Origin of the sequence: Cupriavidus sp. H18C1, assembly GCF_049311595.1 — a bacterium.
GTDB lineage: Bacteria > Pseudomonadota > Gammaproteobacteria > Burkholderiales > Burkholderiaceae > Cupriavidus > Cupriavidus cauae.
This window is the reverse complement of record NZ_CP186008.1, coordinates 337,279-358,321: the sequence shown is the minus strand read 5'-3', so window position 1 is coordinate 358,321 and position 21,043 is coordinate 337,279. Positions and strand designations below refer to the sequence as shown.

The following is a 21,043-nucleotide window of genomic DNA, read 5'->3' as shown; positions in this document are numbered from 1 at the left end:
CGGGAAACCGCACCGACACCGGACCGCGCCGGCATCGAGAAGGAGACCACGATGAAGCAGTTCCAGGAAAGGGTGGCCGTGATCACCGGCGGCGCGTCGGGATTCGGCAAGGAATTCGCGCGCCTCGGCGCGGCGCTGGGCATGCGGCTGGTGCTGGCCGACGTCCAGCAGGACGCGCTCGACGCCACCGTGGCCGAGCTGCGCACGCAGGGCGCCCGCGTGATCGGGCTGCGCGTCGACGTATCGAAGGCCGAGCAGGTGCAGGCGCTGGCCGATGCCGCGATCGAGGCCTTCGGCGAGGTCAACCTGCTGTTCAACAATGCCGGCGTCGGTGCCGGCGGCCTGGTCTGGGAAAACTCGCAGAAGGACTGGGATTGGGTGCTTGGCGTCAACCTGCACGGCGTGATCCACGGCGTGCGCATCTTCACGCCGCTGATGCTCGAGGCCGCCGCGCGCGATGCCTCGTACGAGGGCCATATCGTCAATACCGCGTCGATGGCCGGCCTGCTGAATCCGCCGGCGATGGGCATCTACAACGTCTCCAAGCATGCGGTGGTGTCGCTGTCCGAGTCGCTGTACCAGGACCTGGCGCTGGTGACCGAACAGGTGCATTGCTCGCTGCTGTGCCCGTATTTCGTGCCGACCGGCATCCACCAGTCGCACCGCAATCGTCCCGCCGACCTCAGCAACGAGGCGCCGCCGACGCGTTCGCAGCTGGTCGCACAGGCGCTGTCGGACAAGGCGGTCACCTCGGGCAAGGTCAGCGCGGAGGACGTGGCGCGGATGACCTTCGACGCGATCCGCGAGCAGCGCTTCTACATCTATTCGCATCCGCACGCGCTGGCGCCGGTGCAGCAGCGCTTCGAGGACATCGTCGGCCAGCGCAATCCCGGCGATCCGTTCGCCGGCAAGCCGCAGGTGCGGGACGAGCTGGTGGCGGCGCTGCGCGGCTGAGGCGGGCGATTCGCGCGCAGGCACGGAGCGTGCATCGGCACGGCCGGCGCCGCGCCCGCATGGGGCGGGCGCGACGACAACGGCAAACCACAGAGAGGAGACCATGAGCACATCGGCCGTGATCCATCATCTGCAGTACGCCTCGCTGCCGAACGGCACGCGGCTGCATTACGCCAGCGCGGGGCAGCGCGGCAAGCCGCTGATGCTGTTCGTCCATGGCTTTCCCGAGTTCTGGTATGCGTGGGAGGCGCAGCTCGCCGAATTCGGCCAGACCCATTTCGCGGTTGCCCCGGATCTGCGCGGCTTCAACCTGTCGAGCAAGCCCGCCGCGGTCGAGGCCTACAAGCCGCGCCATCTGGTCGAGGACCTGGTGCAGTTCATCGCCGCGCTGGGCTACGACCGCTGCGTGGTGGTGGCGCACGACTGGGGCGGGGCGGTGTGCTGGAATCTGGCGATCCAGTTCCCGGCGCTGGTGGAGCAGCTGGTCATCGTCAACGCGCCGCACCCGTATCTGTTCGCCCGCGCGCTGGCGGAGGACCCGCGGCAGCAGGCGGCATCGGCCTATATGAACTGGCTGCGCAAGCCGGGCTGCGAGGAAGTACTGGCGGCCGACAACCATGCCAAGCTGGCCGGGCTGCTGTCCGGCGGCGACACGCCGCCCGACTGGTTTACCGGCGAGACCCGCGACAAGTATCTCGCCGCCTGGTCGCAGCCGGGCGAGGGCGGTTCCCATCCGCTGACCGGCAGCGTCAACTACTATCGCGCCTCGCCGCTGCATCCGCCGGCGCCGGGCGAACCGCCGCCCGACCTGTCGCGGCTAGATCCCGAGGCCTTCGTCGTGCGCGTGCCTACTCTGGTGATCTGGGGCGAGAACGATCGCGCGCTGCCGAAGTCGCTGGTCGACGGGCTCGATCGCTTCGTGCCGCAGCTGCGGCTGGAGCGGATTCCGGAAGGCACGCACTGGGTCGTGCACGAGCAGCCGGAACGGATCAATCGCTTGATCCGCAGCGCGTTGGGGTAATGGGGTGCGGAGGGGATAGCAAGCGCTGGTGCGCTGTTGCCTTTTCCCCCAGCCCCTCTCCCGCTTGCGGGAGAGGGGCGCGGCGGAGCGGGCAAGCGCGCGCCTTTTCGCCGGTTGAATCAAAGCCCCCCGAACGCTCCCAGCCGCTCCCGATACAGCCGGTAGTTCTCGTCGTCGAAGCAGACGAAGGTCACCTGTTCGATGGTGTCGGCCTCGGCTAGCGCCTGGCGCACCGCGGCGATCGCGATATCGGCCGCGCGTTCGCGCGGAAAGCCGTAGACGCCGGTGCTGATGTTCGGGAAGGCCAGCGTGCGCAGCCGATGCTCGGCGGCGAGCCTGATGCTGTTGCGATAGGCGCTGGCTAGCAGCGCGTCTTCGTTCTCGCCGCCGCCGCGCCAGACCGGGCCGACCGCGTGGATCACGTAGGGTGCCGGCAGCAGCCCGCCGGTCGTGATCACCGCCTCGCCGGTCGGGCAGCCGCCCTGGCGCTCGCGGATCTCGCGGCAGGCCGCCATGATGGCCGGACCGCCCGCCCCGTGGATCGCGCCATCGACGCCGCCGCCGCCGAGCAGGCCACTGTTGGCCGCGTTGACGATGGCATCGACCTCCATCCGCGTGATATCGCCGTGCACCACCTGCAAGTGTTCGCCAGCCATGCCTGCCTCCTTGGACCCGATGCGCGTGGCATCGGTTGAGCCTTACACGATCGAGCCTCACACCGACTGCGTCTTACATCGACTGCGCCCTACACCGATCGAGCCTTACATCGATTCCGCCAGCATACGCCGGTAGTCCTCGGCGCTGGCTTCCTTGGGATTGGTCTTGTGACAATGGTCGGCCAGCGCGCCGGCCACCACCTTGTCGAACATCGCCTCGGTGACGCCCATCGCGGCCAGCCCCGTCGGCAGGCCCAGGCGCGCGGTCATGTCGTACACCGCCTGCGCGACATCGGCGTCCGCCGGCAGATGCATGGCGCGGCGCAGGCGGCCATAGCGGTCCTCGCGCACGATGCTCGGCGCGTCGGCGTTGAAGCGCAGCACCGCGGGCATCACCACCGCGTTCAGCGTGCCGTGGTGCAGGCCGGTGCGGCCGTCGATCTTCAGGCCGCCGAGCGGGTGCGACAGCGAGTGGACGCAGCCCAGGCCCTTCTGGAAGGCCATCGCGCCCTGCATCGACGCGCTCATCATGTTCAGGCGCGCCTCGCGGTCGCTGCCGTCGCGCGTGGCGCGCTCGATATGGGCCCAGGCGCGCTCCAGCCCGTCGAGCGCAATGCCGTCGGCCGGCGGGTTGAAGGCGGGGGGCGAGGAAGGTCTCGATGCAATGCGCGATCGCGTCCATGCCGGTGGCCGCCGTCAGCCCCGGCGGCAGGCCCAGCGTCAGTTCCGGATCGCAGATCGCCGACTTGGGCAGCAGATGCCAGGAGTGGAAGCCGAGCTTGCGGCCATCGTCGAGGATGATGATGGCGCCGCGCGCGACCTCGCTGCCGGTGCCCGAGGTGGTCGGCACTGCGATCAGCGGCGCGGCGCGCTCCGTGATCTTGCCGCTGCCGCCCTCGATGGTGGCGTAGGTGGTCAGCTCGCCCTCGTGCGTGGCCAGGATCGCGATGCCCTTGGCCAGATCGATCGAGGAACCGCCGCCGACCGCGATCAGGCCGTCGCAGCCCTCGCTGCGGTATTGCGCCGCGGCCTGGCGCACCATCGCTTCGGTCGGATTGGAGGGCGTGTCGTCGAACACGGCGACCGGCAGCCCTTCGAGCGCGTCGATCGCGCGCTGCGCGATGCCGGCGGCGACCACGCCCTTGTCGGTGACCAGCAGCGGCCGGCGGATGCCGATGCGCTCGCATTCCGACTTCAGCAGCTTGACCGCGCCGAAATCGAGATGGATATGGGTCAGGTAATAGATAAAGGCCATCGTGCTTGTCTCCGTGATTGTTATGTCGGCGAGGGCGGGCGGGTGGCGGCGTCGTGCTGCGCTGCCATGCCGGCGGGGCGTTGCAAATCCAGGCCCGGACGATTGTCGCAGCGTTTTCCGTCGGACGGGTAGGGGGCAAACGCGGTGTCGCATTGCCACATTTTCCATGCCGGTATGCCCACAAAGCAGTGGCATCATACTAAAATCGAACGCTCGTTCACAATTCGAACTTCGCCGGACGAACTGCCGGACGAACCCCAAGGATCTCCGCCGTTCGCGGCCCAAGCCAGACGCACCGCACCGTCGCCTCGCCTTCATGTCAGCCGTTCCGTCCGCGTTCCCCCGCGTCCCCCGCCTCATCGATCCCGCCCGGCATGCCGGCGCAGCCGCTCGATCCGCAGATCGCGCAGCTGCTGGACATGGTGGCGCGCGCCAAGCGGCCGCCGCTGCATCATCTGGACCCGGCCGACGCGAAGATCGCCTACGAGAAAAGCGCGCTGATCCTGGACGTGGCGCCCGCACCGGTGCACGGCGTCGAGGACATGACGGTGCCCGCGCGCGACGGCCATGCGATTCCGGTGCGGCTCTATGCGCCGCGCGAGGCGAGCTGGGCCGAGCCCTTGCCGCTGCTGCTGTACTTCCACGGCGGTGGCTTCACGGTCGGCAGCATCGCCACGCACGATCCGCTGTGCCGGCTGCTGTGCGCGCGCGCCGATGCGATGGTGCTGTCGGTCGACTACCGGCTCGGGCCGCAATGGAAGTTCCCCACGGCGGTCGACGATGCCTTCGACGTGCTGCACTGGGTCTTCGAGCAGGCGCCGCGGCTCGGCGCCGATGCGAGCCGCATCGCGCTCGGCGGCGACAGTGCCGGGGGCACGCTGGCGGCGGCCTGCGCGGTCGAGGCGCGCGAGCGCGGCCTCGCGCCGGTGCTGCAGATGTTGCTGTATCCGGGCACCAGTGCGCGCCAGGACACGCCGTCGCAGCGAGCGCTGGCCGACGGCTACCTGCTGACCGCGTCGATGATCCAGTGGTTCTTCGCGCAGTATCTGGACCGCGAGCAGAGCCGCGACGACTGGCGCTTTGCGCCGCTCGACGGCGGCGGCAGCGGTGCCGAGGTGGCCGGTTGCTGTCCGGCCTGGATCGCGGTGGCGGGCTACGACCCGCTGCACGACGAAGGCGTCGCGTATGCGCGGAAGCTGCGCGCGGCCGGCGTGCCGGCAGAAGTGGCGGACTACCCCGGCATGATCCATGATTTCTTCAAGCTGGGACGCTTTGTCCCGGCAGTGGCGCGCGCGCACGACGATGCCGTGCGCGCGTTGCGAACGGCCTTCGGCACCGCGCCGCCCGTCTAGGGCCGCGCTCGATGCCAAGCCAAGGCGGTCGCAGAACCCCGGTTTTTCAGGCAGTTATCGCGTACCCAAGCAGTACCTTGTAGCAACAGGAGACGACTACAGATGCAACGCCGCCACTTCCTCGCCCGTGCGGGCGCCATCGCCGCCGCCGCGGTCACCGGCATGGCCGCCACCCCCCGCGGCCCACGCCCAGGCGGACAATTTCCCGCAGAAGCCGATCCGCCTCATCATCGGCTACACGGCGGGCGGATCCACCGATATCCCGTTCCGCGTGCTCGCGGAGAATGCCTCGAAGATCCTGGGCCAGCCGGTGATCGTCGAGAACAAGCCCGGTGCCGGCGGCGTGCTGCCGGCGCAGATGATGCAGGCCACGCCGCCCGACGGCTACACGCTGGCGCAGATCCCGCTGCCGGTGTTCCGCCTGCCGTACACCACCAAGATCAACTGGGACCCGGTCAAGGACCTGACCTATGTGATCAACCTGGCCGGCTATGCCTTCGGCCTGGTCGTGCCGGCCGATTCGCCGATCAAGACCATGCAGGAGTACATCGCCTACGCCAAGGCCAATCCGGGCAAGCTGACCTACGGTACGCCCGGCTCGATGACGACGCTGCATCTGACGATGGAAGAGCTGGCGATGAAGCAGAACGTCCAGTTCTCGCACATCCCGTTCAAGGGCAATTCCGAGTCGATGCAGGCGCTGCTGGGTGGCCACGTGATGTCGGTGGCCGACACGCCGGCGTGGGCGCCGTACGTCGAACAGGGCCGCCTGCGCCTGCTGTCGGTGTGGGGCGACAAGCGCTCGCCGCGCTTCCCCAACGTGCCGACGCTGAAGGAGCTGGGCCTGGGCATCGTGCAGACCTCGCCGTTCGGCCTGGCCGCGCCCAAGGGCACCGATCCGAAGATCGTCAAGAAGCTGCATGACGCCTTCAAGCAGGCGATGGAAATGCCGAACTACCGCGAGTCGCTGGCCAAGTTCGACATGGAGCCGTTCTACATGAACAGCGAGCAGTACGCGAAGTTCGCCGCCGACACGGTCAAGAAGGAAAAGGCCATCATCGAGAAGCTGGGCCTGGCACGGCCGCAGTAAGGGTCCCTGCGGTAAGGGCCCTCAGCAAGGGCCGGCAATAAGGGCCGGTAATAAGGGCTCGCAATAAGGGCTCGCAATAAGGGCCGGCGCAAGGCGCCCCAACATGGGCCCGCCGCCGCTGTCCTCGCCGTCGTCCCCGCCAAAGCCGGGACGACGGCCTCCTTCACGACTCACTCCGAGGAATCCGCATGGCCAAGGAAGAGTTTCGCCACAGCATGCCGTTGCGCGTGCGCTGGGCCGAGGTCGATCCGCAGTCGATCGTCTTCAACGCGCATTACCTGACCTATTGCGACATCTGCGTGACCGAGTACTGGCGCGCGGTCGGCATCCGCTATCCCGAGGACGTGCTGCACGCGCATGGCGTGGACATGTACGTCGTCAAATCGACGCTGGAATACCACGGCTCGGCCCGCTTCGACGACATGCTCGACATTCGCGGCCGCATCGCGCGCATCGGCCGCTCCAGCATGCTGTTCCGCGTCGAGATGTACCGCGGCGACGAGCACCTGATCACCGGCGAGATCGTCTACGTCTGCGCCGATCCGGCGACGCAGCGTTCGGCGCCGGTGCCGGCCGCGGTGCGCGAGGCGATCGTGACCTACGAGACGGTGGCGCCGGAGCAGTAAGCCTGCCTTCGGGGGGTGGTCGAGAGGCGGTCGCGCGCCTGCCGCGCGCGACCGCCATCTCGCCATCTCGCCATCTCGCCATCTCGCCATCTCGCCATCTCGCCATCTCGCCATCTCGCCATCTCGCCATCTCGCCATCTCGCCATCTCGCCATCTCGCCATCTCGCCATCTCGCCATCTCGCGATCCCGCGATCTCGCCATCCCGCGATCTCGCCATCCCGCCGGCGCCGACCAGGTCCGCTGAAAGATCGGCCCGACGCGAGTATCATGCCGATCCTCGCAACCGTCGCGTCATCCCTCCCATCATGACTCTCACCGTTCGCCTGCTGCCCTGGTCCGAAGCGCGCGAGACCGCGCGCGCGATCCGCTATGCCGTGTTCGTCGAAGAGCAGGGCGTGCCGGTCGAACTCGAATGGGACGAGTGGGACGAGCCCAGCTGGCATGCGATCGCCTATGACGCGCAGGGCGTCCCGGTGGCGACCGGCCGGCTGCTGCCGGACGGCCATATCGGCCGCATGGCGGTGCTGGCCAGCGCGCGCGGCACCGGCATCGGCGCGCGGGTGCTCGATGCGCTGATGGCCAAGGCCGAGGAACTCGGCTATCCCGAACTGGTGCTCAACGCGCAGTCGCATGCGGCGCCGTTCTACGCCCGCGTCGGCTTCCAGCAGGTCGGCGAGCCGTTCGAGGAAGCCGGCATTCCCCATATCGAGATGCGCAAGCGGCTGGGGGGCGGGGCGCAAGGCTAGTCCCGGGCGGGCTCGGGACTTCGGACGGCCGGCGCGTCAGCCATCGGCCGACGGCCGCCGCGGCGGCGGTATGAGACCATGCAGGGTCCGTCGGCGCACTCTTGGGCATGCCTTGAGATTGCTTTGCACTTGGCGCGGCTGTCCTCGTTTGGCGCCGTGCCAAGCCACATCGAGCCGCAAGCCGCACCAAGCCGCAAGCCGCACCAAGCCGCGCCGAGCCGTACCAACCGTCTCGCATGAACGACCTTTCGACCGATCTGCCGCGGCCGTCCGCCGCGCCCGTATCGCCATCTCCCGCACCCGCCGATCCGCCCCCGCCGCCGCGCACCGCGCCGGCCACCTGGGCCACGATGGCGCTGTTCTTCGTCAATGGCGCGACCTTCGCCACCTGGGGCGTTCATATCCCGACCATCAAGGCACGCTTCGGCCTCTCCGACGCCGTGCTGTCGATGGCCATGCTGGCGGTCGCCTTCGGCGCCATCATCGCGATGGGGCCGGTGGGACGGTGGATCTCCAGGGTCGGCAGCACGCGCGCCTGCATGTCGGGCGGCGTCGCCTATGGCCTGGCCACCATCGCGATCCTGGCGATGCCGCATTTCTACGCACTCGTGCCGGCGCTGATCGCCTTCGGCATGGCCAGCGCCGTGTTCGACGTGGCGATGAACGCGCAGGCCGCGACGGTCGAATCGCAGCGCCACAAACCCATCATGTCCGCGCTGCACGGCATGTTCAGCCTCGGCGGCATGGTCGGCGCGGCAGTGGGCGGGCTGTTGCTGTCGCTGCAGGTCGCGCCGCTGGCGCACGCGATCGGCATGGCGCTGCTGACCGCCGGCGTCGGGCTGGCCTCCAAATGCTGGCTGCTGCCGGACCATCCGACCGCGCCGCACGCCGACAAGGGCCACGACCATGCCGGCCGCGCGCTGTGGCTGCTGGGCCTGATGGCGTTTCTCGGGCTGGTGGGCGAGGGCGCAATGTACGACTGGACCAGCGTCTATATGCGCGAGATCGCGCAGGCGCCGATCGGCTGGATCAGCTTCGGCTATGCCGCCTTCTCCGGCGGCATGGCGGTCGGCCGCTTCACCGGCGATCTGGCGCGGGCGCGCTGGAGCGACGCCGGCACGCTGACGGCGAGCGCCTGGCTGGCCTTTGTCGGCATCAGCCTGGCGCTGCTGTGGCCCGCGCCGTGGGCGAGCCTGCTGGGCTTTGCCATGATGGGCCTGGGCGCGGCCAATATGGTGCCGATCTTCTTCGTGGCGGCGTCGAAGTTGCCGGGGGTCCCGCCGGCCGAGGGGGATTTCGCGGGTGGCGCGCTTCGGCTATATCGGGCTGATGCTTGGGCCGGTGATGATCGGCGGCGTCGCGCATGCCAGCGACCTGCGCTACGGGCTCGGCCTGGTGGCGCTGACAATGGGATGGATCGCGCTGGCGGGGGCGCGGACGGTGCGGCGCTATCTGTCGAGCTGAGTGCCAAGGTTGCCGGCCGCGCGCACGCGGGGCCCGGCGTGCTTATCGGCCTACGGGTCTACGCTCGTCAACGTCGCGTCGTTCCCGCCTGCGCGGGAACGACGCAAGGAATCAGCGTGGCGCCGGAATCGTCCCGGCGCGGCTGGCCACGTTCATCTGGCCGCGGTACGACACCTCGCCGATCGGGCCGGCCGCATCGAAGCTGCGCTCGCTCAGGTCGAAGCGGCCATCGTGGCGCACCCGCAGCACCGTGCTGGCGCGCGTGCCGTACGAGGGCGAGCGGATAAAGGCCGACGACAGCAGCTTTTCCCATTCGGGCGCGACGCCCGTCTGCGGCAATTCGAAATCGCAGGCCTGGCGGGTATCGGCCAGCAGCGCCAGATAGGGTTCGACGCTGGCGTTGGGCGCACCGGTATCGGCGGCCAGCGTCTCGGCCAGCGCGCCGACGCGGCTGCGGACCTTGGGCCAGGGCGTGTCGAGCAGCGCGTTGGACAGGCCGTACAGGCCGGGTTTGAGCCGCTGCGGCGCGCCGTCGGGCGAGCGGTTGCTGTACCACCACAGCGCATCCAGATCGCCCGCCAGCAGATTGAAGCCGTTGTAGGCGCCGGGGCCGCGGATGCCGGCACCGCGGGCGAGATCCCCGACATATTGCTCCGGCGAAGCCTCGCCGCGCAGGAAGCCCGCCACCAGTTCGCCGCGCGAGCGCGCATCGGTGCGCTTCTCGGAGGGCGCGCGGTAATTGGTCAGCGCGGCAAAGCGCCCGCCGGCGGTCACGCCCATCCAGGTGCCGGGCTCGCCGATTACGTCCGCCTGGTCGCGCCCGGCCAGCACCTCGGGGGCATCGTCCCACCAGTGCGCCGGCGCCGCCGGGCGGACATAGAATTCATCGCGATTGGCCGCGACCACCAACGCATAGTCGGGGTGGGCCTGCCAGGCGACGAGGATCAAACACATAAGCCATTCCTTGTTGCGGGCCGCTGCATTGGTGCAGTGCATCCGTGCAGCGGCGCCGCGCTACAACAGGTCCAGGTCGACGAACCGTTCGACCTGGCGCTCGCCTTCGAGCCAGTGCTGCAAACCGCTTTGCCGCCACAGACCGTCGAGCGTCGCATCGAAGGCCGGCGGCACGTCGGCGTAGGCCTCCATCCAGGTCTGCAGCCCGGCGCGGGTTTCCGGCCTGCGCATCAGCGTACCACCGATCCCGGTGGCTTCGGCCACCGTGGCCATCCAGCGGTGCCAGTGCGGCAGCGCCTCGGCGGCCTCGTGCTCGCGCACGCGGAAGTAGACGAACAGGTGGTCGCTCATCGCGGCGTCTCCTTGCGGACCCGATGGACCTGATGGGCCTGATGGACCAGATGGGCCTGATGGAGCTGATTGACCATTGATGGACCTTTTGGACACTGCGGTCTGCCCGGCCTCACGAGGCGTCACGCGGCGGGATCGGTGGCCAGCAGCGGCACGGGGTAGGGCAGCTCGCCCACGGTAACCGCCAGCCCCTCGGCATGGCGCAGGTGCAGGCTGGCGCCGGCCGCATCGATCTTCAGCTCGGCCAGCGCGTCCCAGCCGGCGCCATCGGGCTTGGGCGCGGCGTTGACGATCATGCCGCTCGGCTGGCCGGGATCGTCTGCGCGATAGATCTCGGCGCCTGCGTCCGGCGTCTCGCCTTCGCCGCTGACCAGCCACATGCGGCGCTTGAGTGTGCCGCGATACTGGCTGCGCGCGACGACTTCCTGGCCCGGATAGCAGCCCTTGCGGAAATTGACGCCGCCAATCAGCTCGAAATTGATCATCTGCGGCACGAACTGTTCCTGCGTCGCGACCACGATGCGCGGGATGCCGGCGCGGATCTCCAGCCAGTCCCACAGCTCGGCGTCGGCCGGCAGCAGCGTGGTGCCGAGCGTTTCCCGCAGGGCCTCGGCCTGCGCGGCCGGCGCCACGACCTGCCAGCGCGGCACGCCGTCGGCGTCGGGCAGGCGGATCACGGTCGCCTCGCCGGCGCTGGCGGTGGTCCAGGGCTCGGCGGGTGCGGGCAGACCGGCGGCGGACAGCGCGCTGGCGCCCTTGTCGCCGGCCACCCCGACGATGCCCGATTCGGCGCCCAGGTCCGACAGCCTGGCCTTGGCGCGCAGCACGAACATCGACAGCCGCTTCTGGATCGCCGGCTGCAGGTCGGCCGACAGCTGCATGGCGATGCCCTGCGCATCGCGCCAGATCAGCAGCGTCGCCAGCAGGCGGCCCTTGGGCGAGCAGTAGCCGGCCAGCCGGGCCTGTCCGGCGGGCAGGTCCTCGACGGCATTGGTGAGCTGGGTATGCAGGAAGGTGGCGGCGTCATCGCCGGCCACGCGGATCAGGCCCAGATCGGCGGGGCGGCAAACGACGCCGTCCTGGCGCAGGGCGGCGAACTGGGCGGCGCGGGCGGGATTGGGGGCGTGCATGGATGGAATTCGAGTCGAAGCCGGCGCGCGGGCCGGCACGGTTGGCGGATGGCTTGTGCAGGGCCTGTCACAACTTGTGACGCGGTGAGCGGCGGCCCCGGACAAGGCTCCCGGTATTATATGGGTCTGCCGTCATTGCGGCCGGCGGCCGTCTTCCCGGTCACTCGTTGGTTATTCGCCGGGCCTGGCCGACTGCCGTTTGTCCGTTTCCGGCGGCCCGGCAGGCCCGGCGGCCTCGATTCACGCAGACCCGCGGCCCGATCCGCGCTTGATCTGCACTCAATCCGAAACTGGTCGGCATTTGATCCGCCCTTAAGTCCGCATTCCGATCCGCTCTTATCCAAGCTTGTCGATGAAACGTTTTCTTTCCCGGCTGGTTCTGGCCGCCGTGGCATTCGCGCTGGCCGCCGCCGGCGCCTTCGCCTGGTGGGCCAACCAGCCGCTGACGCTGCGCAGCTCGCCGCTCGAAGTCATCATCAAACCCAATTCCAGCGTGCCGAGCGTCGCCCGCCAGGTGGCCCGCGGCGGCGTGCCGATCGATGCCCGGCTGTTCGTGCTGCTGGCGCGGCTGACCGGCAACCACGCCAGCCTGAAGGCCGGCGGCTACCAGTTCGAGAGCGGCGTCACGCCGCTGCAGGTAATCGGCCGCATCGCCCGCGGCGAGGTCAATCACCATGTGCTGACCGTGATCGAGGGCTGGGAATTCCGCCGCATGCGCGCCGCCGTCGACGCCCATCCCGCGCTGCGGCACGACACCAAAGGCATGAGCGAGGCCGAGCTGCTGAAGGTGATCGGCGCCACCGAGCCCTCGGCCGAGGGGCTGTTCTTCCCGGATACCTATCTGTTCGCGCGCGGCAGCAGCGACGTCGAGCTGTACAAGCACGCCTACCGGGCGATGCAGCGACGGCTGAACGAGGCCTGGAACGCGCGCTCGCCCGACCTGCCGTACAAGACGCCCTACGAGGCGCTGATCATGGCGTCGATCGTAGAGAAGGAGACCGGGCAGGCGGCCGAGCGGCCGATGATCGCCGCGGTCTTCATCAACCGGCTGCGCAAGAACATGATGCTGCAGACCGATCCGACCGTGATCTACGGCATCGGCGAGGTCTTCGACGGCAACCTGCGCAAGCGCGATCTGCAGGCCGACACTCCGTACAATACGTACACCCGCACCGGCCTGCCGCCCACACCGATCGCCTTGCCGGGCGTGGCGTCGCTGGCGGCGGCGACCACGCCGGCGCCGACCGACGCGCTGTATTTCGTTGCCCGCGGCGATGGCACCAGCCACTTCTCCAACTCGCTTCCCGAACACAATCGCGCGGTCGATCAATACCAGCGCGGCAAATAATCACGAACAGCATCGCCATGCGCGGAACATTCATTACCTTCGAAGGCATCGACGGGGCCGGCAAGAGCACCCACCTCGCCTGGTTCGCCGAGCGGCTGCAGCAGCGGCTGGGGCAGGGCAGGCGCGTGGTGACCACCCGCGAGCCGGGCGGCACCGCGCTCGGCGAGGACCTGCGGCAGTTGCTGCTGCACCGGTCCATGCATCTGGAGACCGAGGCGCTGCTGATGTTTGCCGCCCGCCGGGAGCATCTGGCCGAGGTCATCGAACCGGCGCTGGCACGTGGCGATTGGGTCATCTCGGACCGCTTTACCGATGCGACCTTTGCCTACCAGGGCGGCGGCCGCGGCCTGGCCCGCGAGCGGCTGGAGACGCTGGAGCGCTGGGTGCAGGGCGATCTGCAGCCGGACCTGACGCTGCTGTTCGACGTGCCGCTCGAGGTGGCCAGCGCCCGCCTGGCCGGGGCGCGCGAGCCCGACAAGTTCGAGGCCGAATCGGCCGCCTTTTTCTCGCGGACACGGGCCGAATACCTGCGGCGGGCCGAGGAGGCGCCGGCGCGCTTCCGGTTGATCGACAGCACGCGGCCGATCGCGGAGATTCAGAAAACGCTTGAGCAGATTCTTGCAAGTCTTTGATTTTATGGCTGTATCAGCATCCGATGATATGAAAGGGGTGCGTCGTCGTTGCGGAAACCGCAATAACGCCGCAACCACGCCACATTCTCTCAAGCAACATCAACTTCTGCCGATAACCCCTTGATTTCCATGCTCTATCCCTGGCAAACCGAAGACTGGCGGCAACTGATGGCGCTGCGCGATCGGCTGCCGCACGCGCTGCTGCTGCATGGCCAGCAGGGCATCGGCAAGCGCGACCTGGCGCTGCACTTTGCCCAGGCGCTGCTGTGCGACACGCCGCTCGCCGACGGCCAGCCCTGCGGCACCTGCGCCGCCTGCCACTGGTTCGGCCAGGGCAATCACCCGGACTTCACCGTGGTGCGGCCGGAGGCGATGGAGGGCGGCGATGCGGATGCCGACGCCAAGGCGGACGACGGCGGCGGCAAGAAGAAGGCGCCCAGCAAGATCATCCGGATGGAGCAGGTGCGCGCGCTGATCGAGGCGGTCGGCATCGGCACGCACCGCTCGGGCCTGCGCCCGGTGGTGGTCTACCCACTCGATGCGCTGCAGCACGAGGGCGCCAACGCGCTGCTGAAGACGCTGGAGGAGCCGCCGCCCGCGACGGTGTTCCTGCTGGTCACCGACCGCATCGACCGGATCCTGCCGACCATCCTGTCGCGCTGCCGTCAGGTCGCGCTGCGCCGGCCGAGCGAGCAGGCCGCGCTGGAATGGCTGAAAGCCCAAGGCGTCGCCGACGCGCCGGCCCAGCTGGCCCAGGCCGGCGGCGCGCCGCTGACCGCGCTGCATGCGGCCGAAGCCGAGGAGCTGCCGCTGCAGCGCTGGCTGGTGGGCCAGCTCGCCAACGGGCCGGCGCTTGACGCGCTGGCCGCCGCTGAGCAGCTGCAGAAACTGCCGGTGCCGTCGGTACTGGGTATCCTGCAGCGCTGGACCTACGATCTGCTGGCGCTGTGCCTGGGCGGCGAGGCCGGGGCGCGCTACTTCCCCGGCGAGATGGCGGCGCTGCGGCGCTGCGCCGGCGCGACCGACGCGCATCGGCTGCAGGCGTTTGCGGCACGGCTGGTCCAGCAGCGGCGCCACGAGCAGCATCCGCTGGCGGCGCGGCTGGTGATGGAGGCGGTGCTGATGGACTACCGGCACCTGTTCCAGCGGCAGCCGGCCTCGGCGTGACCGGTGCCCGGCGCCACGGTAACCTTATGCAAGACTTGAAGTACCTACGATAACGACTTGATTTAAAAGAAGAGAAACATGGAAGCAAGCGGTTTCACCGTGCGTGACGCACAGCGCCAGGACTTGCCCGGCATCGTCGCGATCTACAACGGCACGGTTGCCTCGCGCATGGTCACCGCCGATACCGAGCCGGTCAGCGTCGCCTCGCGCCAGCCTTGGTTCGATGCCCACGGCCCCGAGCGCCGGCCGTTGTGGGTGGTCGAGGACGCCGGCGGCCAACTGGCCGGCTGGCTCAGCTATTCGGATTTCTATGGCCGTCCGGCCTATGCGGGCACCAGCGAGGTTTCCATTTACCTGGACGATCGCTACCGCGGCCAGGGCCTGGGCCGGCTGCTGCTGGAACGGGCGATGGCCCACGCGCCCGCCATTGGCGTCAACACCTTGCTCGGCTTCATCTTCGGCCACAACGCGCCCAGCCTGGCGCTGTTCGAGCGGCTGGGCTTTGCCCGCTGGGGCGAGCTGCCGCGCGTCGCGGTGCTCGATGGCATCGAGCGCGACCTGATCATCATGGGGCGGCGCGTCGATCAGGGCGCCTGATCCGACCAATCGGCTCAAATTCGCATCACTCACCCAAATCCGCCCAGATCCGCCCAGATCCGCTCCAATCCGCTCAAATCCGCCCGCCCGTCCGATTCCCCATCTGCCATGTTCGTCGACTCCCACTGCCACCTCGATTTCCCCGACCTGTCCGCGCGGCTGCCCGAGCTGCTGGCGCACATGCGGGAGAACCAGGTCACCCATGCGCTGTGCATCTCGGTGACGCTGGAGGACTTCCCGCGCGTGCTGGCGCTGGCCGAGCAGCATGCGAACCTGTACGCCTCGGTGGGCGTGCATCCGGACTACGAGGAGGGCGCCGAGGAGCCGACGGTCGAGCGGCTGGTCACGCTGTCGAACCATCCGCGCGTGGTCGGCACCGGTGAGACGGGGCTGGACTATTACCGGCTCAACGGCCGCAGCATCGACGAAATGGAGTGGCAGCGGGAGCGTTTCCGCACCCATATCCGCGCCGCCCGGCAGACCGGCAAGCCGTTGATCATCCATACCCGCTCGTCGGCCGAGGACACGCTGCGGCTGATGCGCGAAGAGGATGCCGGCGCGGTCGGTGGCGTGCTGCACTGCTTCACCGAGACCTGGGACGTCGCCCGGCAGGCGCTGGACATGGGCTTTCATATCTCGTTCTCGGGCATCGTGACCTTCAAGAACGCGGTCGACCTGCAGGAGACCGCGCGCAAGGTGCCGCTGGAGCGGATGCTGATCGAGACCGATTCGCCATACCTGGCGCCGGTGCCGTACCGCGGCAAGACCAACGAGCCGGCCTGGGTGCGGCATGTCGGCGAGTTCATCGCCACGCTGCGCGGGCTGCCGGTGGAGCAGGTCGCGCAGCAGACGACGGACAACTTCTTCAATTTGTTCAAGCACATGGAAAGGACTGCTAATGCTTGATATCAAGTCGTTGCGCAGCCCCTTGCTGGCCACCGTGCTGGCCGCGGCGCTGACCGGCGGCGCGCTGCCGGTGCTGGCGGCGCCGGCCGACGACCTCCGGCTGGCGGTCGAACTCGACAATGGCTATGAAGTCCGCAAGCTGCTCTCGCGCGGCGTCGATCCGAACCTGACCGACCGCCGCGGCGATCCGCTGCTGGTGGCGGCGCTGCGGGAAAAGTCGCTGAAGGCGGCCGAGGCGCTGATCGAGGCCAAGAACCTGGACTTCGACAAGACCAACGCCGCCGGCGAGACCGCGCTGATGATGGCGAGCCTGCAAGGGCAGCTGGACATGGTCAAGCGGATGGTCGAGCAGCGCCAGGTCGAGATCAACAAGACCGGCTGGACGCCGCTGCACTACGCCGCCACCAACGGCCATCTGGAGATCGTCCGCTACCTGCTGGAGGAATCCGCCTATGTCGACGCGGAGAGCCCGAACGGCACCACGCCGCTGATGATGGCCACGCGCGGCGGCCATATCGAGACTGTCAAGCTGCTGCTGGACGAGGGCGCCGACATCCGGATCCGCAACCAGCAGGGCATGACGGCGATCGATTTCGCCGACCGCTACAACCAGCCCGAGATCGCCCAGGGGCTGCGCTCGCGCTGGCAGAAGCAGTTCCCGGACACGCCGATGGACGGCGGCAAGGGGAAGGGCAAGGCCGGTTGGTAGGGGCTGCGCCGCTGACGCCGCTGACTCCGTTCACGCCGCTCAGGCGTCGTCCGCCAGCCGCACGCCGGTGAACTGCCAGCGCTGGTGGGGATAGAAGAAGTTGCGGTAGGTCGCGCGGATATGGGATTCGGGTGTCACGCACGATCCCCCCGCGCAGCACCATCTGGTTGCTCATGAACTTGCCGTTGTACTCGCCGACCGCGCCGGGGCTGGGGCGGAAGCCCGGATAGGGCAGGAAGGCGCTGGCGGTCCACTCCCAGACATCGCCGTACATCTGGCGCAGCGCGCCGGCGGTGTTCTGCCGGTCCGGCAGCGGCCGCAGCGCACGGCCCTCGAGGAAATTGCCGGTGGCCGGCAGGTTGCGCGCCGCGTGCTCCCATTCGGCCTCGGTCGGCAGCCGGCGCTCGGCCCAGCGCGCGAAGGCGTCCGCCTCGTAGTAGCTGATATGGGTGACCGGGCTCTCCGGATCGACCGGATGCATACCGCGCAGCGTCATCTGCCACCAGGTGCCGTCGCGCTCCTCCCAGTACAGCGGCGCCTCGATGCCTTGCTCGCCGACCCAGCGCCAGCCGTCCGACAGCCACAGCCCGGCGCTGCGATAGCCGCCATCCTCGATGAATTCGAACCATTGCCGGTTGGTTACCGGATGCGAGCACAGCTGATAGGGGCGCAGCAGCACCTGGTGCCGCGGCCCCTCGCAATCGAAGGCGAAGCCCGCGCGGTCCGGGCCCATCTCATGGCCGATCGCCACCACGCCGCCGGAAAACGTCAGCCATTCCGGCACCGGCCGCGGGTCGGCGATCACCGGTGCCACCAGCTCGGGCGCGAAGGCCGGCTTGAGCGGATTCTGCGCGAACAGATGCAGGATGTCGGTCAGCAGCAGTTCCTGATGCTGCTGCTCGTGATTGAGGCCCAGCTCGATCAGCGCGGCTTCCTCGTCGGTCTGCGCGCGCATCAGCAGGTCGAACATCGCCTCGTCGACCGCTTCCCGGTAGGCCAGCACCTCGTCCAGCGTGGGCCGGCTCAACAGGCCACGGCGCGGGCGCGGATGGCGGGCGCCGACCGCCTCGTAATACGAATTGAACAGATAGCGGTAGCGCGCATCGACCGGCTCGTAGTCGGGGATGCGCGCGGTCAGCACGAATTCCTCGAAGAACCAGGTGGTATGGGCCAGATGCCATTTGGCCGGGCTGGCATCGTCCATCGATTGCACCGTCGCGTCGGCGTCGCTGATATCGGCCACCATCGCTTCGGTGGCGGCGCGGATATGGCGATACCGGGACAGCAGCGCCGGTTCCTGGGGAGGATGGACGACGCTGGCGGGCAACAGGGAAGAGGGCATGCGGGCTCCGGGGTCGATGGCGCCGATGCCTGCCTGGCACCGTCGCCGTGGCCGGTTCCGGCCAGCCCGCGCATCGCGCGGCAGCGCCTGCTCCCCCCGAGTGGGCGTACGCCGAAACCGCAGGTACGAACCGCTCCATCATAGACGCGATCCCTCCCTGCGGGGAGTCGGTCAACCGCTGACGGCGCGGGCCGCCAGCGGCATGTCCAAGCACCGCGCCGGCGCCCCACGCGGGAGCACCGCGATCAGGCGGCCAGGCGGCCGTCCTCGTCGTTCAGCGCGGCCAGCTCGCGCTTGGCGGCGTCCAGGCCGGCGGCCCGGTATTCCGGGCCCATCGCCAGGCCATGGGCGCGGACGTAGGTGATGTCCGTGATGCCGAGGAAGCGCAGCACCGTGTCGATCGTGACCTCGTGCAGGTCCAGCCCGTTCGGGTCCTGGCGTACGCCGCCGCGCGAGGACACGACGATGGTCTTCTTGCCGCCGGCCAGGCCCACCGGACCGTTTTCGGTATAGCGGAAGGTGCGGCCGGCCTGGGCGATCCGGTCGATCCAGCCCTTGAGCTGGCTCGGGATGCCGAAGTTGTATTGCGGCACGCCCAGCACCAGCACGTCGGCCTCGAGGAATTCCTTCAGCCAGGCCTCGGTGCGCTCCAGCTCGGCCTGCTGCACCGGGTCCAGCCCTTCCTTCGGGCCGCCCAGCACCGGCAGCAGATGGCCGGACAGGTGAGGCGCGGCCTCCTTGTCCAGGTCGCGCACCGTCAGGGTCGCTTCCGGATGGCGGGTGCGCAGATCCGCCACCACTTGCGCCGTCAGGTTGCGGGACACCGAGTTGTCGCCCAGCACGCTCGAATCGATTTGCAGAATCTTCATCACGCTCTCCACATCGGAATTGGTTTGGATGTGAGGAAAGATAAAGGCTGGCGATTGATGTCGGTAGTGATCCATAATGGAAATTATTGTTCTACTTGTGGAACGCATTGCGCCGGCCCGAGCGGCCGCCCAGCCCTTACGATGGCGACCATGCAAGACCTCAACGATCTCTATCTCTATGCCCAGGTGGTCCAGCACGGCAGCTTCTCCGCCGCCAGCCGCGCCACCGGTGTGCCCAAGTCGCGCCTGAGCCGGCGCATCGCCCAGCTGGAACGGGAGCTTGGCGTGCAGCTGCTGCGCCGGACCACCCGGCAGGTCCGCGTCACGCCGCTGGGCGAGGCCTTCTACGAGCGCTGCAAGGCGATGCTGTCCGAGGCGCAGGCCGCCCGCGACGTCGTCGAGCAGGCGCGCGCCCAGCCCGGCGGCCATCTGCGCGTGGCCTGCGCGGTCGGCATCGCGCAGAACCTGCTTGCGCCGTCGATCGGGCGCTTCATGCGCGAGAACCCCGGCGTGCAGGTCGAGATCGACGCCACCAACCGGCGCGTCGACGTGATCGGGGGAGGGCTACGACCTGGCGCTGCGCGTGCGCGAGGTGCTCGACGATTCGTCGCTGGCGATCCGCACCTTCGGCTCGAGCCCGCTGACGCTGGTGGCCAGCCCCGGCCTGCTGGACGCGATTGGCCGTCCGCGCACGCCCAAGGCGCTGGCGGGCGTCCCCGGCGTCGGGCAAAAACCCCACGACGGGCGCCATGTGTGGAACCTGTCCATCGGCGACGAGCCGCCCACGCAGATTCCCTACGATCCCCGCCTGGTCTGCGACGAGTTCGCCGTGCTGCTGTCGGCGGCGGTCGAAGGCATCGGCGTCGCGATGCTGCCGCGCATGTATTGCAGCGAGGCGATCGAGCGCGGCGACCTGGAGGTGCTGCTGCCGCAATGGCGCATGCCGGTCGGCACGCTGCACGCGGTATTCCCGTCGCGGCACGGCATGCCGCCGGCAGTGCGGCGCTTCCTGGATTTCCTGACCGAGATCCTGCCGGAGAACGTGCGCCAGGCCGGCATGCAGCCGATCATGCCGCCCGGCATGCATCAGCCGCTGCCGCCGACGGCGCCGGGCTGATCCGCTCGCCGTTCACCGGGTTCCGAGGCGGGCGGCCGCCGCCCTTGCCCGCGCTGCGAGCGGCGCAACGCGCCGCCGTTGGCCGCGCGGCGGGAAGCGTGGTCCGCCGCGGTGTTGCGGTCGGCGCCACAACCCGCGCCCAGCAAGGGTTCGGCGCGCATTTGCGGCTTTACCTTCACGCGAACCGGCGCTAAGGTACAGGGGCGCCTGCGCGTGCAGCGCAAGGCGCCTACAACCTCTGCGCACGGATCGAACCGGGGACCCGTTTGCGTCAACCACCAAAGGAGTGACATCGATGGCTGCTACTCATGGTTCTCAGGATCTGGGCAAGGCGGTGCTGCGTATCGTGCTGGGGATACTGATCCTGCTGCACGGCATCGCGAAGGTCATCAACGGCCCCGGAGGCATCGTGCAGATGGTCGACCAGGCGGGCCTGCCTTCCTTCATCGCCTATGGCGTCTACATCGGCGAAGTGCTGGCGCCCGTGCTGCTGATCATCGGCCTGTGGACGCGCGCCGCCGCGCTGGTGATCGCCATCAACATGCTGTTCGCGGTCGGCCTGGTCCACATGCATCAGCTCGGCATGCTGAACAAGAGCGGTGGCTGGGAGCTGGAGCTGCAGGGCATGTTCCTCGGCGCCGCGGTCGCGGTGATGCTGCTCGGTGCGGGTCGCTTCAGCGTCGGCGGAGCGGGCGGGCCGCTGAATTGATACGTCCCGCGCGGCGTTTTTTGCTTGTGGCAGGGCCGGCACCGGCG

The 21,043-nt window shown here is 68.9% G+C and carries 17 protein-coding genes and 5 pseudogenes; 15 read left to right on the top strand and 7 right to left on the bottom strand.

All coding sequences use genetic code 11. The annotated features are described in order from the left end of the window. Positions 1-51: 51 nt before the first annotated feature. Together OJJOAM_RS01775 and OJJOAM_RS01770 are read left to right on the top strand one after the other, a co-directional pair. Positions 52-954: an SDR family oxidoreductase gene (locus OJJOAM_RS01775; RefSeq protein WP_150082965.1), complete on the top strand. Its 903-nt coding sequence runs from the start codon at positions 52-54 to the stop codon at positions 952-954. Positions 955-1,057: 103 nt separating this feature from the next. Then, a complete protein-coding gene (locus OJJOAM_RS01770; protein ID WP_422648700.1) occupies positions 1,058-1,975 on the top strand; it encodes an alpha/beta fold hydrolase in 918 nt (305 codons plus the stop codon). Positions 1,976-2,094: 119 nt separating this feature from the next. On the opposite strand, the gene OJJOAM_RS01765 is transcribed toward OJJOAM_RS01770, so the two are convergent. Both OJJOAM_RS01765 and OJJOAM_RS01760 read right to left on the bottom strand, forming a co-directional pair. Next, entirely contained in the window at positions 2,095-2,631 is a 537-nt protein-coding gene (locus tag OJJOAM_RS01765; RefSeq protein ID WP_149318789.1) for an O-acetyl-ADP-ribose deacetylase, read from the bottom strand. Positions 2,632-2,736: 105 nt separating this feature from the next. Continuing rightward, positions 2,737-3,886, bottom strand: a pseudogene (locus OJJOAM_RS01760) (iron-containing alcohol dehydrogenase). Between the two features lie 374 nt (positions 3,887-4,260). Here OJJOAM_RS01760 and OJJOAM_RS01755 point away from each other — a divergent pair. The 5 genes and pseudogenes from OJJOAM_RS01755 to OJJOAM_RS01735 all read left to right on the top strand — a co-directional run bounded on the left by OJJOAM_RS01755 (position 4,261) and on the right by OJJOAM_RS01735 (position 9,165). Next, the gene (locus OJJOAM_RS01755; protein WP_422648699.1) at positions 4,261-5,238 is read left to right on the top strand and encodes an alpha/beta hydrolase; all 978 of its coding nucleotides are present in this window, start codon (positions 4,261-4,263) and stop codon (positions 5,236-5,238) included. A 102-nt stretch (positions 5,239-5,340) separates the two neighbouring features. After that, positions 5,341-6,328 (top strand): annotated as a pseudogene (locus OJJOAM_RS01750) (tripartite tricarboxylate transporter substrate binding protein). A gap of 188 nt (positions 6,329-6,516) precedes the next feature. Next, complete coding sequence (locus OJJOAM_RS01745) at positions 6,517-6,954, top strand: YbgC/FadM family acyl-CoA thioesterase (protein ID WP_023264187.1); 438 nt, start codon at positions 6,517-6,519, stop codon at positions 6,952-6,954. Positions 6,955-7,260: 306 nt separating this feature from the next. Next, positions 7,261-7,701 (top strand): GNAT family N-acetyltransferase, encoded by a 441-nt coding sequence (locus OJJOAM_RS01740; RefSeq protein WP_265632385.1) that lies wholly within the window; start codon positions 7,261-7,263, stop codon positions 7,699-7,701. A 350-nt stretch (positions 7,702-8,051) separates the two neighbouring features. Beyond that, positions 8,052-9,165, top strand: a pseudogene (locus OJJOAM_RS01735) (MFS transporter). 111 nt (positions 9,166-9,276) lie between these two features. Here the strand turns inward: OJJOAM_RS01735 and OJJOAM_RS01730 are convergent. The 3 genes from OJJOAM_RS01730 to OJJOAM_RS01720 all read right to left on the bottom strand — a co-directional run bounded on the left by OJJOAM_RS01730 (position 9,277) and on the right by OJJOAM_RS01720 (position 11,600). After that, entirely contained in the window at positions 9,277-10,119 is an 843-nt protein-coding gene (locus OJJOAM_RS01730; protein WP_422648698.1) for an NRDE family protein, read from the bottom strand. A gap of 60 nt (positions 10,120-10,179) precedes the next feature. Beyond that, positions 10,180-10,470: a DUF4936 family protein gene (locus OJJOAM_RS01725; protein WP_422648697.1), complete on the bottom strand. Its 291-nt coding sequence runs from the start codon at positions 10,468-10,470 to the stop codon at positions 10,180-10,182. A gap of 122 nt (positions 10,471-10,592) precedes the next feature. Next, positions 10,593-11,600, bottom strand: a complete 1,008-nt coding sequence (locus tag OJJOAM_RS01720; RefSeq protein WP_422648696.1) for a YgfZ/GcvT domain-containing protein — start codon at positions 11,598-11,600, stop codon at positions 10,593-10,595. Positions 11,601-11,952: 352 nt separating this feature from the next. Here OJJOAM_RS01720 and mltG point away from each other — a divergent pair, with 352 nt between their 5' ends. The 6 genes from mltG (at position 11,953) to OJJOAM_RS01690 (ending at position 16,959) form a co-directional block, all read left to right on the top strand. After that, positions 11,953-12,948 carry an endolytic transglycosylase MltG gene (mltG, locus tag OJJOAM_RS01715; RefSeq protein WP_422648695.1) on the top strand — a complete coding sequence of 332 codons (996 nt, stop codon included), beginning with the start codon at positions 11,953-11,955 and terminating at the stop codon, positions 12,946-12,948. Between the two features lie 17 nt (positions 12,949-12,965). Next, positions 12,966-13,580: a dTMP kinase gene (gene tmk, locus OJJOAM_RS01710; protein WP_422648694.1), complete on the top strand. Its 615-nt coding sequence runs from the start codon at positions 12,966-12,968 to the stop codon at positions 13,578-13,580. Between the two features lie 129 nt (positions 13,581-13,709). Next, positions 13,710-14,747: a DNA polymerase III subunit delta' gene (locus OJJOAM_RS01705; protein WP_422648693.1), complete on the top strand. Its 1,038-nt coding sequence runs from the start codon at positions 13,710-13,712 to the stop codon at positions 14,745-14,747. A 78-nt stretch (positions 14,748-14,825) separates the two neighbouring features. After that, complete coding sequence (locus tag OJJOAM_RS01700) at positions 14,826-15,344, top strand: GNAT family N-acetyltransferase (protein WP_422648692.1); 519 nt, start codon at positions 14,826-14,828, stop codon at positions 15,342-15,344. A 108-nt stretch (positions 15,345-15,452) separates the two neighbouring features. Beyond that, positions 15,453-16,250, top strand: coding sequence for a TatD family hydrolase (locus OJJOAM_RS01695; protein WP_422648691.1), 798 nt, complete (start codon positions 15,453-15,455; stop codon positions 16,248-16,250). Beyond that, positions 16,243-16,959 carry an ankyrin repeat domain-containing protein gene (locus OJJOAM_RS01690; protein ID WP_422648690.1) on the top strand — a complete coding sequence of 239 codons (717 nt, stop codon included), beginning with the start codon at positions 16,243-16,245 and terminating at the stop codon, positions 16,957-16,959. Before OJJOAM_RS01695 ends, OJJOAM_RS01690 begins: the two co-directional genes overlap by 8 nt. 39 nt (positions 16,960-16,998) lie before the next feature. On the opposite strand, the pseudogene egtB reads toward OJJOAM_RS01690, so the two are convergent. Together egtB and OJJOAM_RS01680 are read right to left on the bottom strand one after the other, a co-directional pair. Next, positions 16,999-18,301: pseudogene (gene egtB, locus OJJOAM_RS01685) on the bottom strand (ergothioneine biosynthesis protein EgtB). A 245-nt stretch (positions 18,302-18,546) separates the two neighbouring features. Then, positions 18,547-19,170 carry an FMN-dependent NADH-azoreductase gene (locus tag OJJOAM_RS01680; protein ID WP_422648689.1) on the bottom strand — a complete coding sequence of 208 codons (624 nt, stop codon included), beginning with the start codon at positions 19,168-19,170 and terminating at the stop codon, positions 18,547-18,549. A gap of 150 nt (positions 19,171-19,320) precedes the next feature. On the opposite strand from OJJOAM_RS01680, the pseudogene OJJOAM_RS01675 reads away from it, so the two are divergent. After that, positions 19,321-20,287 (top strand): annotated as a pseudogene (locus OJJOAM_RS01675) (LysR family transcriptional regulator). Positions 20,288-20,582: 295 nt separating this feature from the next. Then, complete coding sequence (locus tag OJJOAM_RS01670; RefSeq protein ID WP_422648688.1) at positions 20,583-20,996, top strand: DoxX family protein; 414 nt, start codon at positions 20,583-20,585, stop codon at positions 20,994-20,996. The last annotated feature ends 47 nt before the right edge of the window (positions 20,997-21,043 follow it).